This is a genomic window from Acidovorax sp. GW823-FHT02H02 (assembly GCF_058797075.1).
Genome location: NZ_JBXAJH010000005.1, coordinates 95,681 through 113,606 on the forward strand (window position 1 = coordinate 95,681; position 17,926 = coordinate 113,606).

17 protein-coding genes are annotated in these 17,926 nt (G+C 68.1%); 6 read left to right on the forward strand and 11 right to left on the reverse strand.

What is annotated here, in order from left to right; all coding sequences use genetic code 11:
• Nucleotides 1-46 precede the first annotated feature (46 nt).
• From phnE to AC1RDS_RS07360, 7 genes are all read right to left on the reverse strand, one after another.
• On the reverse strand, nucleotides 47-862 hold the full coding sequence (gene phnE, locus AC1RDS_RS07330) for a phosphonate ABC transporter, permease protein PhnE (RefSeq protein WP_348682788.1): 816 nt from the start codon (nucleotides 860-862) through the stop codon (nucleotides 47-49).
• Nucleotides 859-1,725 (reverse strand): PhnE/PtxC family ABC transporter permease, encoded by an 867-nt coding sequence (locus AC1RDS_RS07335; protein WP_303836549.1) that lies wholly within the window; start codon nucleotides 1,723-1,725, stop codon nucleotides 859-861. Before AC1RDS_RS07335 ends, phnE begins: the two co-directional genes overlap by 4 nt.
• Nucleotides 1,725-2,555 carry a phosphonate ABC transporter ATP-binding protein gene (locus AC1RDS_RS07340; protein WP_348682789.1) on the reverse strand — a complete coding sequence of 277 codons (831 nt, stop codon included), beginning with the start codon at nucleotides 2,553-2,555 and terminating at the stop codon, nucleotides 1,725-1,727. Before AC1RDS_RS07340 ends, AC1RDS_RS07335 begins: the two co-directional genes overlap by 1 nt.
• Before the next feature lie 68 nt (nucleotides 2,556-2,623).
• Nucleotides 2,624-3,493: a putative selenate ABC transporter substrate-binding protein gene (locus AC1RDS_RS07345; protein WP_303836552.1), complete on the reverse strand. Its 870-nt coding sequence runs from the start codon at nucleotides 3,491-3,493 to the stop codon at nucleotides 2,624-2,626.
• 106 nt (nucleotides 3,494-3,599) lie between these two features.
• Nucleotides 3,600-3,920, reverse strand: coding sequence for a YnfA family protein (locus AC1RDS_RS07350; protein ID WP_348682790.1), 321 nt, complete (start codon nucleotides 3,918-3,920; stop codon nucleotides 3,600-3,602).
• Nucleotides 3,921-4,069: 149 nt separating this feature from the next.
• Nucleotides 4,070-5,494 carry an FAD-binding oxidoreductase gene (locus tag AC1RDS_RS07355; RefSeq protein WP_348682791.1) on the reverse strand — a complete coding sequence of 475 codons (1,425 nt, stop codon included), beginning with the start codon at nucleotides 5,492-5,494 and terminating at the stop codon, nucleotides 4,070-4,072.
• Between the two features lie 130 nt (nucleotides 5,495-5,624).
• Entirely contained in the window at nucleotides 5,625-5,984 is a 360-nt protein-coding gene (locus AC1RDS_RS07360; protein WP_303834174.1) for an EF-hand domain-containing protein, read from the reverse strand.
• Nucleotides 5,985-6,131: 147 nt separating this feature from the next.
• Between AC1RDS_RS07360 and AC1RDS_RS07365 the strand changes: the two genes are divergently transcribed.
• Complete coding sequence (locus AC1RDS_RS07365; RefSeq protein WP_348682792.1) at nucleotides 6,132-6,707, forward strand: cob(I)yrinic acid a,c-diamide adenosyltransferase; 576 nt, start codon at nucleotides 6,132-6,134, stop codon at nucleotides 6,705-6,707.
• 221 nt (nucleotides 6,708-6,928) lie between these two features.
• On the opposite strand, the gene AC1RDS_RS07370 is transcribed toward AC1RDS_RS07365, so the two are convergent.
• From AC1RDS_RS07370 to AC1RDS_RS07380, 3 genes are all read right to left on the reverse strand, one after another.
• A complete protein-coding gene (locus tag AC1RDS_RS07370) occupies nucleotides 6,929-7,351 on the reverse strand; it encodes a hotdog fold thioesterase (protein WP_348682793.1) in 423 nt (140 codons plus the stop codon).
• Nucleotides 7,352-7,437: 86 nt separating this feature from the next.
• Nucleotides 7,438-8,955, reverse strand: coding sequence for a succinyl-CoA:acetate CoA-transferase ScpC (scpC, locus tag AC1RDS_RS07375; RefSeq protein ID WP_287878257.1), 1,518 nt, complete (start codon nucleotides 8,953-8,955; stop codon nucleotides 7,438-7,440).
• A 118-nt stretch (nucleotides 8,956-9,073) separates the two neighbouring features.
• Nucleotides 9,074-10,363, reverse strand: coding sequence for a solute carrier family 23 protein (locus AC1RDS_RS07380; protein WP_287878254.1), 1,290 nt, complete (start codon nucleotides 10,361-10,363; stop codon nucleotides 9,074-9,076).
• 156 nt (nucleotides 10,364-10,519) lie between these two features.
• On the opposite strand from AC1RDS_RS07380, the gene AC1RDS_RS07385 reads away from it, so the two are divergent.
• Nucleotides 10,520-12,643, forward strand: a complete 2,124-nt coding sequence (locus AC1RDS_RS07385; protein ID WP_348682794.1) for an acetoacetate--CoA ligase — start codon at nucleotides 10,520-10,522, stop codon at nucleotides 12,641-12,643.
• A gap of 31 nt (nucleotides 12,644-12,674) precedes the next feature.
• Here AC1RDS_RS07385 and AC1RDS_RS07390 read toward each other — a convergent pair whose 3' ends face one another.
• Nucleotides 12,675-13,604, reverse strand: a complete 930-nt coding sequence (locus tag AC1RDS_RS07390; protein WP_092697315.1) for a LysR family transcriptional regulator — start codon at nucleotides 13,602-13,604, stop codon at nucleotides 12,675-12,677.
• Between the two features lie 126 nt (nucleotides 13,605-13,730).
• On the opposite strand from AC1RDS_RS07390, the gene AC1RDS_RS07395 reads away from it, so the two are divergent.
• The 4 genes from AC1RDS_RS07395 to AC1RDS_RS07410 all read left to right on the forward strand — a co-directional run bounded on the left by AC1RDS_RS07395 (nucleotide 13,731) and on the right by AC1RDS_RS07410 (nucleotide 17,925).
• Entirely contained in the window at nucleotides 13,731-14,705 is a 975-nt protein-coding gene (locus AC1RDS_RS07395) for a Bug family tripartite tricarboxylate transporter substrate binding protein (protein WP_092697316.1), read from the forward strand.
• 109 nt (nucleotides 14,706-14,814) lie between these two features.
• The gene (locus AC1RDS_RS07400; RefSeq protein ID WP_092697317.1) at nucleotides 14,815-15,972 is read left to right on the forward strand and encodes an acyl-CoA dehydrogenase family protein; all 1,158 of its coding nucleotides are present in this window, start codon (nucleotides 14,815-14,817) and stop codon (nucleotides 15,970-15,972) included.
• 13 nt (nucleotides 15,973-15,985) lie between these two features.
• Complete coding sequence (locus tag AC1RDS_RS07405) at nucleotides 15,986-17,020, forward strand: acyl-CoA dehydrogenase family protein (RefSeq protein WP_092697318.1); 1,035 nt, start codon at nucleotides 15,986-15,988, stop codon at nucleotides 17,018-17,020.
• A 116-nt stretch (nucleotides 17,021-17,136) separates the two neighbouring features.
• Nucleotides 17,137-17,925 carry a crotonase/enoyl-CoA hydratase family protein gene (locus AC1RDS_RS07410; protein WP_348682795.1) on the forward strand — a complete coding sequence of 263 codons (789 nt, stop codon included), beginning with the start codon at nucleotides 17,137-17,139 and terminating at the stop codon, nucleotides 17,923-17,925.
• Nucleotide 17,926 lies beyond the last annotated feature (1 nt).

Below are 17,926 nucleotides of genomic sequence, written 5' to 3' on the forward strand. Positions count from 1 at the left end.
ATTGAATTCATAGTGCCTGGTGTGTCTGGCCCCCACCGCACCGGGCTCAGGCCGCCAGCCAGCGCCGGCTGGCAAAGCTCAGCGCATCCACCAGCGCCACCAGCAGCAGCATGGCCACCAGCACGCTGCTGGTCTCGCCCATCTGGAACAGCCCCATATGGAAGGCCAGCATCTGCCCCAGCCCGCCGGCCCCCACCACGCCCAGCACGGCGGCGGCGCGGATGTTGTTCTCCCAGCGGTACAGCGTGTAGCTCAGCAGCTGCGGCAGCACCTGGGGCAGGGTGGCATACAGAAACACGCGGCTGCCGGCCACGCCGCGCACGCGCAGGGCGAAGCCGGGGCCGGGCGGGGTGTTCTCGATGGCCTCGGCAAACAGGCGGCCCAGCACACCCGCGGTGTGCAGCGTCAGCGCCAGCGTGCCGGCAAACGGCCCCAGCCCGGCGGCGATCAGCAGCAGCGTGGCCCACACCAGTTCGGGAATGCTGCGCAGGGCGTTGAGCACCAGCCGCGTGGCGCCGCGCCAGCGTGCCGGGTCGCCGTCAAAGGCCTTGCTGGCGGGCAGGGCCAGCGCCAGGCCCAGCAGCACCGCCAGCAAGGTGCCCAGCGCCGACATGGCCAGCGTCTCCAGCGTGGCCCCCAGCAGCTTGTGCAGGAACTGCGGGCTGGTTTCGGGCCGCAGCAGCTCGGCCAGAAACCGGCCCATCCGGGCCAGCGCCGGGGTGGACACAAACTGCGCCCACTGCAGATCGAGCGACCAGAAGCTCAGGCCCACCAGGGCCAGCGCGCCCGCAGCCACGCACCAGCAGGCCAGGCAGCGGTTGGTGCGGCGGGGCCGGGGCGTGGAAGAAGATGGCGCGTTCATGCCAGCCTTTGCCGCAACCAGGCGCTGGTGCGGTCCGCCAGCCAGACCAGGGCCATGAACACCAGCAGCATGGTGGCCACCTCGGCGCCCGCGAACATCTTCATCGAGGCGTCCATCTGCTGGCCCAGCCCGCCCGCGCCGACGAAGCCCAGCACGGCCGAGGAGCGGATCGCGCATTCCCAGCGGTACACCGTGTAGCTGGTGAGCTCGGCGGCGTTCTGTGGCAGCAGCGCGTACAGAAAGGCCTGCAGCCGGCCGCTGCCATTGCGCAGCAGGCTGGCGGCGGCATGGGGCTCGGCGCTGTCCAGGATTTCGGCGTACACCTTGCCCAGCATGCCGGCAAAGGTGAGGGCAATCGCCAGCACGCCGGCCGTGGGGCCCAGGCCCACCACGCGCACGAACACCAGCGCCCAGATCAGCTCGGGCACGCTGCGCAGCACTACCAGCAGCCAGCGCACCAGCAGCCGCACCAGCGCCGGCAGCGGCGCCATGGGCCCGGTGAGCGCCGAGACCGACAGCACCCGCACCGACAGCAGCGCCAACGGCACGGCCGCCACCAGCGCCAGCGTCAGGCCCGCGGTGGCAATGGCCACGGTGCGCCAGGTTTCGCGCGCCACCAGGGCCAGAAAATCCGCGTCCCACCGGGGCGGGATGAAATCGGCCGCAAAGCGCAGCGTGGGTTTCAGCGCGTCGGGTGCCAGCAGCTGCCAGGGCTTGAACTCGGTGAGCACCAGCATGGGCCACAGCAACACCAGCGCCACCACGGCGCCGGCCACGCGGCCGCGCCAGGCCGGATCGCGCCGCGCCGATGGCAGAAGGTGCGCGCCGGCAGGGCTGGGGCGGGTGGACAGGTGGGGCGGCATCAGCGGCATTGCATGGGCACGGGGGCTGCCGCCACGGGCGCATCGGGGGCGGGCGGTGCCGTTGGCGCCAGCTCTTCGAGGTGCTGCGCATACAGCTGGTGCAAAAGCGCCGGCGTCACCTGCGCCGAGGGCAGGTCAAAGGCCAGCGCGCCGCCCCGCAACCCGATCACGCGCGGGAAATGGCGCAGGGCCATGTCCACATGGTGCAGCGTGGCAATGAGCGTGGCTCCGCGCTCGCGGGCCGCCTGCGTGAGCGAGGCCAGGGCCTGCTGCGCGCGCGCCGGGTCGAGGGCGGACAGCGGCTCGTCCACCAGCAACAGGCTGGCCTGCGAGGCCAGTGCCCGGGCCAGGGCCACGCGCTGGCGCTCGCCGCCCGAGAGCCGGTCCACCCGGTCGAACAGCTTGTCGGCCACGTCGAAGCGGGCCAGCGCGTGCTCGGCCAGCGCGATGCTGGTGGGGTGTACCAGGCTGCGCACGCTGGCCCACAGGCTTTCGTGCGGCAGGCGCCCGGCCAGCACGGCGGTGACGACACGCTGGCGGGGCGGCAGCGGCGGCACCTGCGGCGCCAGAAACAGGCGGCCACGCAAGCGCTGCAAGGCGCCAAGGGGCAGCGCCCAGGGGTCGGTGTCGTCCAGCTGCAGGCGGCCAGCGGCGGGCCGCTGCGCGCAGGCCAGCAGGTGCAGCAGCGTGGTCTTGCCCGTGCCCGAGGGCCCGATCACGGCCACCTGCTCACCCTGCGCCACCGCGAGGTCCAGGCCGCGCAGCGCCGCGGGCGCGCCGGCACGCGCGGCCGGGTGGCGCACGGTGGCGTTCGTCAGCCGCAATTTCATGAACAAATCATGCCGCAGCGCCTGAGGGCAAGGCGCGAGCAGCTATCAAAACAGGATTTCATGCACGGTCACTTGATCAGGCCCGCGCTGCGCGCTGCGGTTTCGATGCCCTGGTAGTTGCTGGCCTGGGTCGGAATGAAGCGCGTGGCGCGCTGCAGGTCCAGGACTTCCTTGCCCTCGGGGGTGCTGCGGTTCAGGTCCAGGAAGGCCTTGGTGAGCTTTTCGCGCTGGGCCACCGGCATGTCGCTGTGCACGGTCCAGTTGTAGTCAAAGTAGGCGGGGGTGGTGAAGATCACCTTCACCTTGGCCGTGTCCACCTTCTTGTCGGCCACGAACTTTTCCCACACCGAGATGTTGAGCGCACCCGCATCCACCTTGCCCGAGGCCACGGCGGCGATGGTGGCATCGTGTGCGCCTGAGTAGGCCACGCGCCGGAAGTCCTTGTCGGGGTCGATCTTGGCCTGCAGCAGAACGCTGCGCGGCATCAGGTGGCCCGAGGTGCTGGACTGCGAGCCAAAGCCCACGGTCTTGCCCTGGAGGTCCGCCAGGGTCTTGATGGCCGGGTCGCCGCTGATGAACACCGAGCGGAATTTTTCGTCCTCCTCGCGCTGCACCAGCGGCACCACCTTGCCGCCCGAGCGGATGCGGGCCTGCACAAAGGTAAAGCCGCCATACCAGGCCATGTCCACCTGCTTGTTGGCCAGCGCTTCCACGGCGGCGGCGTAGTCGGACACCGGCGTGAACTCGACTTTGGTGCCCAGCTTCTGTTCCAGGTACTTCACCAGCGGCGCGGCCTTGCGCGCCAGCTCGGTGGGCGATTCGTCGGGGATGGCGGTGATCTTGAAGACCGCCTGGGCCTGCGCCAGGCCGGACAGCGCCAGAGCGGTGCTGAGCAGCACCGCCTTCAGCGTGCGGGGGGAAGAGAAAGGACGGGTCATGCGGGGGCTCCAAGCAACAGCAGGGGTGGACAGGGGAGGGAAAATTCTTGTGCGCACGGGTTCGCACGGCGGGCCATTGTCGCGGCCCGGTGCACCGCAGTGGCCGTCAGCGCCCCGGCTGGAACATGATGATGCCCATGCCCGCCAGCGCCACCAGCACGCCCGCCACATCCCAGGCCGTGGGGCGCACGCCATCCACCGCCCACAGCCAGGCCAGCGCCACACCGATATAGACACCGCCATAGGCCGCATACACGCGGCCCGCGGCCGTGGCATGCAGCGTGAGCAGCCAGGCGAACAGGCCCAGGCTCAGCGCCGCGGGCAGCAGCAGCCACGCGGGCTTGCCTTGCCGCAGCCACAGCCAGGGCAGGTAGCAGCCCACGATTTCGGCCAACGCCGTGACCATGAACAGCAGCAGGGTCTTCATCGTGGCACCTTGCTTTGTGCACACGCTGAAGCGGCCATCCCCGTCGGGTCAGCCACCATCCGTACGCCACTGTGGAGTGTCAAATTGTCCAACGCGCAATGCCAAAAAGCGCTGATAGCTATAAAGTAAATAGCAATTCCCTGGTGAACCTACAGCGCAAAAATCTTCCCCGGATTCAGGATGTTCTTCGGGTCCAGCGCGCGCTTGATGGCGCGCATCATGTCCACCGCGCCCGCGCCGGTTTCGTCGACCAGAAAGCCCATCTTGTGCAGGCCCACGCCGTGCTCGCCGGTGCAGGTGCCGCCCATGCCCAGCGCACGCGCCACGAGCTGGTGGTTCAGGGCTTCGGCGGTGATGCGCTCTGCGGGGATGTTCGGGTCGAGCAGGTAGCCGAAGTGGAAGTTGCCGTCGCCCACATGGCCGACGAGAAAATAGGGGATGCCGCTGGCCTCGGCCTCGTCCACCGATTCGAGCAGGCAGTCGGCCAGGCGGCTGATGGGCACGCAGGTGTCGGTGCTGATGGCGCGGCAGCCGGGGCGGCTTTGCACGGCGGCAAAGTAGGCGTTGTGCCGCGCGGTCCACAGGCGCGTGCGTTCCTCGGGCGTGCTGGCCCATTCAAACGCGTTGCCGCCGAACTCGCTGGCGATGGTTTGCACGGTCTCGGCCTGTTCCTGCACGCTGGCGGGCGAGCCGTGGAATTCCATCAGCAGCATGGGCTCTTCGCGCAGGCCGAGCTTGCTGTGCGCGTTGACCATGCGCACGCTGTGGCGGTCGATCAGCTCGACCCGCGCGATGGGCACGCCGAGCTGGATGGTCTGGATGGTGGTGCGCACGGCGGCCTCGATGCTCGGAAACGAGCAGATGGCCGCGCTCACGGCCTCGGGCAGCGGGTACAGGCGCACCGTGACTTCGGTGATCACGCCCAGCGTGCCTTCGCTGCCCACCATCAGGCGCGTGAGGTCGTAGCCGGCGCTGCTCTTCTTGGCGCGCGTGCCGGTGCGGATGACTTCGCCGCTGGCCGTGACGACTTCGAGCGCCAGCACGTTCTCGCGCATGGTGCCGTAGCGCACGGCGTTGGTGCCGCTGGCGCGCGTGGCGGTCATGCCGCCGATGCTGGCGTCGGCGCCGGGGTCGATGGGGAAGAACAGGCCGGTGTCCTTGATGGCCTCGTTCAATGCCTTGCGCGTGATGCCGGGCTGCACCGTCACGGTGAGGTCTTCGGCATTGATGCTGAGCACCCGGTTCATGCGGTTGACGTCGATGCTGATGCCGCCCTGCACGGCCAGCAGGTGGCCTTCGAGCGACGAGCCGGCGCCGTAGGGAATCACCGGCACTTCGTACTGGCTGGCCAGCGCCACGGCATCGGCCACGTCCTGCGTGCTCTCGGCAAACACCACGGCCGAGGGCGGCGGGGCCTGCAGCGAGCCTTCGTCGCGGCCATGCTGTTCGCGCACGGCCTGCGCCAGCGAGCACTGCGCACCAAAGCGGTTTTGCAGCGCATCGATCAGGGCCTGCGGCACCTCGCGCAGATGGATGGCGGGCAGCAGGTGCGAGGCGGTGGCAGGGGCGTTCATGGCGGTCTCCGGGTAGCGCAAAAGAATACCACCGGGCACCTGCCAATGCGCCGCGATGGGGCGGTAAGCCTCACCACGGCGCTGCGCTTTCAAGGGGCGTGGCGGCTATCGCGCGCCAGCGTTGGATGGATCAGGGCTTGGCACCCTTGTCGAATTCCGCGTGCGACAGGCTGCCGTCACGGTCGGTGTCGAGCTGTTTGAAGCGGTTGCCAATGGCCGGCAGTGCAGCGGCTTCCTCGGGGCTGAGCTTGCCGTCGGCATTGGCATCGGCGCGGTCAAAGGCAGCTGCGGCGGAAGGGCCCATTCCAGCGGGCGCGGCGGGTTTGGGAGAAGACGCGGCGGGTCCGAGCGATGGGCCACCCTGTGCTTGGGGCGCCGTGGCCGGTGCGGTCTGGGCCTGCAGGGCAGCGGCACCGCCCAGCGAGAGTGCGGCGAACAACAGTACGCTGCGGGCGTCGAAGGCAGAGGTGCGGCGTTGAATGGCTTTCATGGGATGAAGAGCTCCGTCAAAGTTGAACAGGGTTTCATTGCACCGCAGCCCGCAGTGCAGGGCCAGCAGTTTTGCCTGCTGTTGCCCCCGCCAACATTTGCCTGCCTGGTGTAACGGACAATGGGTGCCGCAGTACAAGGAGCACACATGGGCAACCGACTCACACAGATCGCCACCCGCACGGGCGACGACGGCACCACCGGCCTGGGCGACAACACACGCGTGTCCAAGGACAGCCCGCGCCCCCACGCCATGGGCGATGTGGACGAACTCAATTCGCACCTGGGCCTGCTGCTGTGCGAGCCCCTGCCGCAGGATGTGCGCGAACTGCTGATCGACGTGCAGCACCAGCTGTTCAACCTGGGCGGCGAGCTGTCGATTCCGGGGTTCGAACTGCTCAAGGACGAGGCCGTGCTGCAGCTCGATGAGGCGCTGGCGCACTACAACGCGGCGCTGCCGCGCCTGCAGGAGTTCATCCTGCCAGCCGGCACGCGCGCTGCGGCCCAGGCCCATGTGTGCCGCACCGTGGCGCGCCGCGCCGAGCGCTCCGTGGTGGCGTTGGGCATGCTGGAAGCCGTGCGCGAAACCCCGCGCCACTACCTCAACCGGCTCTCCGACCTGCTGTTCGTGCTGTCGCGCGTGCTCAACCGCATGGACGGCGGGGACGACGTGTACTGGAAGAGCGAGCGCCTGGCGCGAGGTGCCGATAAAGACGTTGATTGATTGATGCTGTTGAAAAGATAGCTGTCGGTGCTTTTTCGATCAGCGCCAGAGCCGTTTTTTCGCAGAACTTTTGCGTCGTAACCGGCCCCTGAAACGGGCGCCGCCCCCCACCAGGACCACCGCGCAAGGGCCGCCCCGCCGCGCCGTGGTGTCCCCCTTCCCGACGCGCGCAGCAAGTCGAGAGAAGGGGGAAGGCGCGCAGCGCCACAGGGGGATGAACCTTACTTCGGCGCCAGGATGGCCATGGTGATGCGGGACACGCAGGTCAGCTCGCCCGCGTCGTTGGCCATGTCGATCTGCCACACCTGCGTGGTGCGGCCAATGTGCACGGGGCGGGCCGTGCCCGTGACCCAGCCGCTGGATACGGCTCGGATGTGGTTGGCATTGATGTCCAGCCCCACGCCGCGGTGGCCTTCGGGGCAGGCGTAGAAGGCGCCGATGGAGCCCAGGGTTTCGGCCAGCACCACGCTGACACCGCCGTGCAGGATGCCGAAGGGCTGGCGGGTGTGCTCGTCCACCGGCACGCGTCCGCGCAGGAAATCGTCACCTACCTCGGTGATTTCCATGCCCAGGTGGGTGGCAGCGGTGCGGGCATTGGTCTCGTTGAGCAGAGACAGCGAAATGGGTTTCTTCCAGACGGACATGGGGCTCCTTGGGGCAGGCAGTGCCAGCGTGGTCGGCATTATCTGTGCGCCGGCGCGGTGGCGGGTGTCGCCACCGCGCCGCCCGGTCAGGCCGGGCGCATGTCGCCGGTTTTCACGAAACGCTCATGCCAGGACAGTGCTTCGCCCAGGATGTGCGGCGTGTGCTGTGGCCCCTGCTGGCGCGCGCGGTCGAAGTAGTCCTGCAGCTGCGGGCGGAAATCGGGGTGCGCGCAGCGGTCGATGATGACCTGGGCGCGCTGGCGCGGCGCCAGGCCGCGCAGGTCGGCCAGGCCCTGTTCGGTGACGATGATCTGCGTGTCGTGCTCGGTGTGGTCCACATGCGAGACCATGGGCACGATGCAGCTGATGGCGCCGTGCTTGGCCACCGAGGGCGTGACGAAGAACGACAGGTAGCCGTTGCGCGCAAAGTCGCCCGAACCGCCGATGCCGTTCATCATGCCCGTGCCCATCAGGTGGGTGGAGTTGATGTTGCCGTAGATGTCGGCCTCGATCATCGAGTTCATGGCGATGATGCCCAGGCGGCGCACCAGCTCGGGGTGGTTGGAGATTTCCTGGGGGCGCAGGATGATGCGCTCGCGGTAGAAGTCGATGTTCTTCTCGAAATCCTCGTAGGCGCTGCGGCTCAGCGATATCGCCGTGGCGGAGGCCTTGCCCATCTTGCCCGCCCGCAGCAGGTCCAGCATGCCGTCCTGCAGCACTTCGGTGAAGCCCAGCAGGTTCTCGAAAGGCCCGTGCAGCAGGCCGGCCAGCACCGCGTTGGCCACGTTGCCCACGCCCGACTGGATGGGCAGCATTTCCTTGGGCAGGCGGCCCATCTTCATCTCGTGCGCGAGAAAGTCGATGATGTAGCTGGCAATCTTGTTGGAGTTCTCGTCCGGCGTGGCAAACACGTTGTCGCGGTCGCCCTGGTGGGTCTCGACCACCGCAATCACCTTGGCCGGGTCCACGCGCAGGTAGGGCTGGCCGATGCGGTCGTCCGCATGGGTCATGTTGATGGGCACGCGGCGCGGCGGAATGGCCGTGCCGTAGTAGATGTCGTGCATGCCTTCCATCCGGGCCGAAGTCTTGGTGTTGACCTCCAGGATCACCTGGTCGGCAACCTCCAGCCAGGTCTTGTTGTTGCCCACGGCTGTGGAGGGGATCAGCAGGCCGTCGGCCGTGACGCCCAGCACTTCGATCACGGCAACATGCATGGGACCGAGAAATCCAAACCATGCGTGCTGTGCGACGTGCGACAGGTGCATGTCGATGAAGTCGATCTCGCCCGCGTTGATCTTGGCGCGGCAGGTCGGATCGGTGTTGAAGGGCAGGCGCTGTCCCAGGGCATCGGCTGCGGCCAGGGCACCATCGAGTTCGGGGGCGGTCGAGGCGCCTGTCCAGACGTTGATCTTGTAGGGTTTGCCGGCGGCATGCTCGGCCTTGGCACGGGTGGCAATGGCCTGGGGAACGGCCTTGGGGTAACCCGCGCCGGTGAAACCGCTCATGCCGACATTGGCGCCGCTGGGAATGAGCGCCGCCGCCGCTTCGGCCGACATGACGTGTTGAAGAAAGGCAGGGTGGCGTACCCGATCGGCCAGGGACATGGGGGAAAACTCCGCAACGGTGGATGGGCACCGGCGCACCGGGTGCGCCGGGTCAACCTGCGGATTTTAGCCGGGCCGGGCGAAACGCTAAGGGTTTACCCGTATCAACGGCCGGCGCTCATCCGCCTTTGCGGTTGAGCAGCGCGTACAGCAAGATGGCGCCAAAGGTGGCGGTGCCGATGCCGCCCAGCGCGAACTGGCCGAACTTGAGCGTGAAGTCGCCCGTGCCCAGGATGAGCGTGATGGCGGCCACGATGAGGTTCTTGTTCTGTGAAAAATCGACCTTGTTGTCCACCCAGATCTTGGCACCCGCCACGGCGATCAGGCCGAACACCACGATGGACACGCCCCCCATCACCGGCAACGGAATCGCCTGGATCACGGCACCGAACTTGGGGCTGAAGCCCAGCACGACGGCGATCAGCGCCGCCACCAGGAACACGGCGGTGGAATAGATCTTGGTGGCTGCCATCACGCCGATGTTTTCTGCGTAGGTGGTCACCCCGGTACCGCCGGCCGCGCCGCTGACCATGGTGGCGATGCCATCGCCGATGAAGGCGCGGCCCATGTACTGGTCGAGGTTCTTGCCCGTCATGGCCGTCACGGCTTTGATGTGGCCCAGGTTCTCGGCCACCAGGATGATGACCACCGGCGCGATCAGCAGCATGGCCGGCGCGCTGAACACCGGGGCCGCAAAGTTGGGCAGGCCGACCCAGGGCGCGGCCAGCACGGCCGACAGATCGAGTGGCTTGCCCAGGCCCAGGCCATTGGTCAGCACGGCGTAGATGATGCTGGCCACGACCAGGCCCACCAGGATCAGCAGGCGCTGCACCATGCCGCGCGTGAGCACCGCCACCAGGCCGACGCTGACGAAGGTGACCACCTGCATCCAGCTGTCGAAGTTGCTGGCGGCCATGTTCTTGATGGGAATGCCGGCCAGGTTCAGGCCGATCACCGCCACCACCGAGCCTGTCACCACGGGCGGCATGAAGCGCTCGATCCAGCCCGTGCCCACGATCTGCACGATGGCCCCAATCGCGGTGTAGAGCAGGCCGCAGGCGATGATGCCGCCCAGCGCCAGGCCGATGTTGGCGTTGGACCCCTTGCCTGCGTACGAAGTGGCGGCAATCACCACGCCGATGAAGGCGAAGCTCGAACCCAGGTAGCTGGGCACCTTGCCGCCGGTGACGAGGAAGAAGATCAGCGTGCCGATACCGCTCATCAAAATGGCCAGGTTGGGGTCGAACCCCATGAGGATGGGCGCCAGTACCGTCGCGCCGAACATCGCAATGACGTGCTGCACGCCCATGGCGCCCGTTTGCGGCCAGGGCAGGCGCTCATCGGGTGCGATCACGCCGCCTTGTTGTAGCGCGTCGGCGCTTTTCTCCCTCCAGGTCATGAAGCCCATGGATTTTTCTCCGTTGTGAACTGATGTCGCGCATCGTAGGGGATTTGGGCGTGGTGCAAGCGCTGCGGGCGCGGTTTTCCGCGTGTCGCGCCAGCGACTGGGCACGCGGTAAAACCCCGTGGCGCTGCGCGGCCCGGGCGCTCTACGCTTGCCGCCATGCATCCCCCCTACCTGCCCCAGATACGCCTGTACCAGAACTGGCTGCGCGAACAGCGCGGCCTGCAGTTTGCCGACTACGACGCCCTGTGGCGCTGGTCCACCACCGACCTGGATGCGTTCTGGCAAAGCATCTGGGACTATTTCGATCTCCAGTCGCCGACACCGCACACCGCCGTACTGGCCAAAAACACCATGCCGGGTGCGCAGTGGTTTCCCGGCGCGCAGGTCAACTACGCCCGCCAGGTGCTGCGCCATGCCGATGCGGCCCACGCTGCCGGCCAGCCGGCCATCATCAGCCGCAACGAAAAAGGCCAGCACCGCGAACTGTCCTGGCCCGAGCTGCGCCGCCAGGTGGCGTCGCTGGCGCTGCACCTGAAGGCCCAGGGCGTGCAGCCCGGCGACAGGGTTGCCGCCTACCTGCCCAACGTGCCCGAGGCCATGGTGGCCTGTCTGGCCACGGTGAGCATTGGCGGCGTGTGGAGCATCTGCGCGCCCGACATGGGCACGCATGCCGTGCTCGACCGCTTCCGGCAGATCGAGCCCAAGGTGCTGATCGCCGTGGACGGCGTGACCTACGGCGGCCGCGACCTCGACCGCCTGGCCGTGCTGGCTGAGCTGCGCGCGGCCCTGCCCAGCGTGCGGCACACGCTGCTGCTGGGCAAACTGAATGCCACGGTTGCAGTCGCTGATTGCGCAGACTGGAGAGGTGCGACCGTCAGAAATGATGCGGAAACAGCGGCTTTCGAACCACTGTGGCTGCCATTCGACCACCCGCTGTGGGTGGTCTATTCGAGCGGCACCACGGGCTTGCCCAAGCCCATCGTGCACGGCCACGGCGGCATGCTGCTGGTGGCGCTGCAGCTCGGCGCGCTGCACAACGACGTGGGCTGCAGCTACGCACCCAACAGCCTGGGCGAGCGCTACCACTGGTACAGCTCCACCGGCTGGGTGATGTGGAATGCGCAGATGGCAGGCCTGCTCTCGGGCACCACCTGCGTCATCTTTGACGGCAACCCCGGTGGCAGCAAGGAGCAGCCCGACTGGGGCCGGCTCTGGCGCTTTGCCGCCGAGACCGGCATCACCTACTTTGGCGCGGGCGCGGCCTTCTATGCCAACTGCATGAAGGCGGACATCACGCTCCGTGACTGTGGCGACTTGACCCGCATCCGCGCGCTGGGCACCACCGGCTCGCCACTCTCGCCCGAGGTGCAGCAGTGGGGCACGGCGCAGTTCCGAGACATCAGGCGCCGGGCGGTCGAGACGCCCGCCACCGCCGGGCTGTCCACGCCTGCGCAGGCAGGCATGGAGCCGCAGCCCGGCGTCTGGTGGAACAACATCTCGGGCGGCACCGATTTCTGTGGCGCCTTCATCGGCGGCCACCGGGAGCTGCCGCAGGTGCCTGGCGAAATGCAATGCCGCATGCTGGGCGCGGCGGTGGAGTCCTGGAACGCAGAGGGCGTGCCGGTGATGGACGAGGTGGGCGAGCTGGTGTGCACACAGCCGATTCCGTCGATGCCTTTGTACCTGTGGGGCGACAAGGACGGTAGCCGGTATCTGTCGAGCTACTTCGACATGTACCCCGCCGGCCACGGCCGCCAGCCCGGTGGCGGCGATGGCCCGGCCAGCATGGGCGCGGTGTGGCGCCATGGCGACTGGCTCAGGATCGGCAGTCACGGCGGCTGCATCATCTATGGCCGCTCCGACGCCACCATCAACCGCCACGGCCTGCGCATGGGCACGAGCGAGATCTACAGCGCGGTCGAGGCCCTGCCCGAAGTGCTCGACAGCCTGGTGGTGGACCTGGAATACCTGGGCCGCGACAGCTACATGCCGCTGTTCGTGGTGCTGCGCCCCGGCAGCACGCTCGATGATGCCCTGCGCGATCGCATCAGTGCCGCCATCCGCATCAGCTTGAGCCCGCGCTTTGTGCCCGACGCCATCGTTGCCGTGGCCGAGGTGCCGCGCACCCTGAGCGGCAAGAAGCAGGAGCTGCCCATCAAGAAACTGCTGCTGGGCCAGCCCATCGAGAAGGTGGTCAACAAGGACGCCATGGCCAACCCGGGCTGCCTTGCCTGGTACGTGGACTTTGCCGCACGCCACGCGGCCGAGAGTGCTGCATGAACAATCGCTGCAAGCGCTTTATGGATAAGCGCTACAGCCTGTTTTGACCCATATCCTGCGCGCGGCGCGGCACGGTGGAAAAGCCCATCGCATGTTCGGTGAAGCGCTCCACCAGCCGGCTGGTCTCGCCCGCGCGCCGCGCCAGCGCGATGCCCACCCGAAAGCCCGCCGGGGTGTCGGTGAGTGCCAGGCATTTCACGCCCGGCGGCACCACCAGGCGGGCCACGCCCGCCACCAGGCCCACGCCCAGGCCAGCGGCCACCAGGCTCATGATGGTCTGCACCTGCATGGCCTCTTGCGCCACGCGCGGTGAAAAGCCAGAGAGCTGGCAGCGCAGCAGCGCCAGGGCCGAGAGGCCGGGCACCTTGTCTTGCGGGTACATGATGAAGGGCTCCCCGGCCGCATCCGACAGCGCGATGGCGTCGCGCTGTGCCAGCCGGCTGTTCGCGGACACGGCCAGCACGAAATCGTCGCGGTCCATGGGCAAAAGCGCGAACGGCTCGGGATGCAGCACCGGATAGCGCACAAACCCCGCATCAAAGCGGCGTGCCAGCAGCCCATCGAGGATTTCTGCCGAGGTGCCCTCCGACAGTTCCAGCTCCATCTGCGGGTAGCGCGCCCGCAACGACGGGATCAGCTGCGGCAGCAGCGCATAGGTGGCCGAGCCGATGATGCCCAGGCGCAGCACCCCGCCCAGGCCCTCGCGCGCGTCGGCCACGGCCTGCCGGCAGCGCTCTGCATGGAACAGCGCCAGGCGCGCGTCGGGCAGCATGGCCTCGCCCTCGGGCGTCAGGCGCACCCCCGTGCTGTGGCGCTCAAAGAGTCGGCTGCCCAGTTCTTCCTCCAGCTTGCGCACCGACACCGACAGCGGCGGCTGGGCGATGTGCAGCAGCTCGGCCGCGCGGTGGAAGTTGCCGGTTTCCGCCAGGGCGACGAACTGGCGCAGCTGGCGCAGGTTCATTTGATACCTAATAAATATCAGTTTGTGAATTTTTAATATTAGACAGCATGAGCACCGGCTTCTACAGTGTTGCGCAGGGCCCGCCACAGGAGCGGGCACCCACAACATATTCGACGAGGAGACACCGTGACGCAATCCCGTAGAACCGTGGCCGGCGCCTTGCTGGCATTGGCCGCTACCGCCCTGGCCCCCGCCGTGCAAGCCCAGGCATTCCCCTCCAAGGCCATCAAGTTCGTCGTGCCCTTCGGCCCCGGTAGCGGCACCGACACCTCGGCACGCTATTTCGCACGCAAGCTGGGCGATCTCACGGGCCAGCCCGTGGTGGTGGAAAACAAGCCCGGCGCCAACGGCTTCATTGCCGTCAAGCAGGTGCTCTCCGCGCCGGCCGACGGCTATACCGTGTTCATCGGCAGCAACTCCACCCTGGCCGTGAACGCCGCGCTGTTCAAGGAGCTGCCCTACGACCCGGTGAAGGACTTCTCGCCGCTCACCATGATGATGCGCTCGCCCGCCATGATCGCCACCATGCCCAAGGCGCCCTACAGCGACCTCCAGGGCCTGATCGCCCATGCCAAGGCCAGCCCCGGCAAGGTGAACTTCGGTGCGGGTTCGGCCGGCTACCAGCTGATGGGCGAACTGCTCAACGACAAGGCCCAGATCCGCACCGTGCATGTGCCCTTCAAGGGCGCTGGCGAAACCATGACCGCCGTGGCCTCCGGCACCGTGGACTACACCTTTGCCGAAGTGACTGCCGTGCAGGAGCTGGCCAAGGGCGGCCGCGTGAAGGTGCTGGCCGTGGCCTCCGACAAGCGCGTGGCCGCCGCGCCAGAGGTGCCCACCGCCGCGGAAGCGGGGCTGCCGGGCTTCGAGGCCTACACCTGGGTGGGGGCCATGGTCAGCGCCAAGACGCCCGCCGCCGAAACCGCCAAACTGGCCGAGCTGTTCACCGCCATCTCCAGGATGGAGGAAACCCGGGACTTCTATGAGCGCATCGGCGCCACTGCCATGACCGGCGGCCCCGCGCAGATGCACGAGTTCCAGAAGAACGAGATCACCCTGTGGAAGCGCATCGTGACCCAGGCCAAGGTGCCGCTGCAATGAGCGAACGCCCCGCCCCGCAGCCGGGCCGGCACACCGACGCGGTGCTGATCCGCCGCCAGGGCCTGACGCCCACGCAATTGCAGACCTACAAAGACCACGGAGTTTTGGGATGAGCACTCTGGATTCACTGGCGCTCACGCGCATTCCCGCCGAAGACGAGGCGCTGCGCGCCGAGGTGCGCGCCTTCCTGCAGCAGGCCATCCAGGACCTGCCCGCACATATCCGCGCGCGCTCCTGGGGCGGCTACAGCAGCGAGCTGAGCCGCCAGCTCGGGCAAAAGGGCTGGCTGGGCATCACGCTGCCCACGCAATACGGCGGCGGCGGGCGCAGCGCCTTCACGCGCTACGTGCTGGTCGAGGAGTTCCTGGCCTGCGGCGCGCCCGTGGGCTCGCACTGGATCGCCGACCGCCAGAGCGCGCCGCTGATCCTGAAATACGGCACCGAGGCGCAAAAGCAGTTCTACATCCCGCGCGTGTGCCGCGGCGAGGCGTTTTTCTGCATCGGCATGAGCGAGCCCAACGCGGGCTCGGACCTGGCCAGCGTGAAGACGCGCGCCGTGCCGAACGCACAGGGCTTCCTGCTCAACGGCCAGAAGATCTGGACCACCAATGCCCACCACTGCCAGTACATGATTGCGCTGGTGCGCACCTCGGGCAGCACCGAAGACCGCCACAAGGGGCTGTCGCAGGTCATCGTCGATCTGTCGCTGCCGGGTGTCACCGTGCGACCCATCGAGGACCTCTCGGGCGACAGCCACTTCTGCGAGGTGTTCTTCGACAACGTGCAGCTCGGCGCCGACGCCCTCATCGGCGCCGAAGGCCAGGGCTGGGAGCAGGTCACGGCCGAGCTGGCGTTCGAGCGCAGCGGGCCCGAGCGCCTGTTCTCCTCCATCGTGCTGTTCGACCAGTGGCTCGACTACGTGCGCACGCCCCAGGGCCGCAGCGAATCGGCGCGGCAGCTGGCGGGCAAGGTGCTCACGCAGCTTGCGCCGCTGCGCGCCATGTCGGTGTCGGTGCAGGAAAAGCTCACCCAGGGCGCCAGCCCCATCGTCGAGGCCGCACTGGTCAAGGAGCTGGGCACCACGCTGGAGCAGATGATTCCCGCGGCCATCGCCGACGACCTGTTTTCACGCGATGCCGAGGAGGTGCCGGTCGAGCTGCTGATGACCCTCAAGTACGTGACGGAGGCCTCGCCTTCGTTCTCGCTGCGCGGCGGCACGCGCGACATCCTGCGCGGAATGATCGCCCGCGGCCTGGGCTTGCGGTGATTGGGAGAGACACATGACCACGAACAACAACGACATGTTTGCCGACGCCGCCCGCGATGTGCTGGCGGACCAATGCACTCCGCAGGTGGTGCGGGCCATGGAGTCCGGTGGCCGTGGCGCGCCCGCCGCGGCGGCTCTGTGGGAGCAGTTGGAGGCCACCGGCCTGGCCGATGCGCTGCTGAGCGAGGCCGACGGCGGCGCCGGCCTGGGTCTGACCCAGGTGTTTGGCGTGCTGGAGCAATGCGGCACGCATGCGCTGCCGCTGCCGCTGGGCGACACCCTGGTGGCGCGCGCGCTGCTGGCCCAGGCCGGCGTGGCGCGTCCCGCTGGCAGCATCACGCTGGCGCGCGGCGAGCGGCTGCAGGACGGGGGCCTGCGCTGCGCGCTGGTGCGCTGCGGTGCGGTGGCGGCATCGGTGCTGGTGCAGGCCGGTGGTGCCTGGCATCTGCTGCCCGTGACCGGCGCGCACGTCACGCCCCAGGCGCTGGCGCTGGATGCCGCGCTGGCTTGGTCTGCAGGCCAGGTACAGGCCGCACCCGTGGTGGCGGTGGATGCCGCACTCGACGTGCGCACCCTGCAGGCCGCCGTGGTGGCCGCGCAGATGGCCGGCGCACTGAAGGCCGTGTTCGACCGCACGCTGCAGTACGCCAACGAGCGCCAGCAGTTTGGCCGCCCCATCGGCAAGTTCCAGGCCATCCAGCACCAGCTGGCGGTGATGAGCGAGCACGTGTTTGCCGCGCGCATGGCGGCGCAGCTGGGCTGCAGCGGCGCCGGCGTGATACCCGACCGCCTGCGCGTCGCCACGGCCAAGGCGCGCTGCAGCGAGGCGGCGCTGGTGGTGTCGGAGCTGGCGCACGCCATCCATGGCGCGATCGGCTTCACCGCCGAATACGACCTGCAGCTGTTCACCCGCCGCCTGCATGCCTGGCGCCAGACGGCGGGCAGCGAGGCCTACTGGCACGGCGTGGCGGGCGAGGCCCTGCTGGCGCACCACGGCCTGACCCTGGACATCGTGCGGCGCATCACCGACGTGGAAACGGCGCCTTGAAGGCGCTTCGAAAACAATAGCTGCCAGCGTTCGATCACCAATGGATTCCAGGTCTTTTGCATTGAAGTCAAGCAATGACCAGCGCTGGCAGCGCCTATTTTGACAACGGAGATACCATGACCTTTCTGACCATCGAACGCGACGGCGGCATCCTCACCGCCACGATGAACCAGCCCGAGACGCGCAATGCGCTCACCGGCAACACGGCGGTGCAGGAGTTCGTGCAGCTGTGCGACACCGTGCGCAAGGACGCCAGCGTGAAGGTGCTCATCCTCACCGGCGCCGGGCCCATCTTCAGCTCGGGCGGCAACGTCAAGGACATGCAGCGCTTTTTTGGCGACGCCCTCACGCCCGATCTGATCCGTGAGGAGTACCGCCAGGGCATCCAGCAGATTCCCAATGCGCTGGTCCAGCTCGATGTGCCGGTGATCTGCGCCGTCAACGGCCCGGCCATCGGCGCGGGGCTGGACCTGACCTGCATGTGCGACATCCGCATCGCCAGCGAAACCGCCACCTTTGCCGAGAGCTTCGTGCGCGTGGGCATCGTGCCCGGCGACGGCGGCGCCTGGCTGCTGCCGCGCGCGGTGGGCATGGCCAAGGCCTCTGAAATGGCCTTCACCGGCGAGGCCATTAGCGCGCAGGAGGCGCTGGCCTGCGGCCTGGTGAGCCGCGTGGTGCCGGCCGACCAGCTGTTGCCCACCGCCCGCGCGCTGGCCGCCAAGATCGCGGCCAACCCCGGTGCCGTGATGCGCATGACCAAGCGCCTGCTGCGCGAAGGGCAGAGCGCCTCGCTGGCTTCGCTGCTGGAAATCTCGGCGGGCTACCAGGCCATTGCCCACAAGACGGCCGACCACCGCGAGGCGGTGACCGCCTTCATCGAAAAACGCGCGCCGAAGTTTCAGTAAA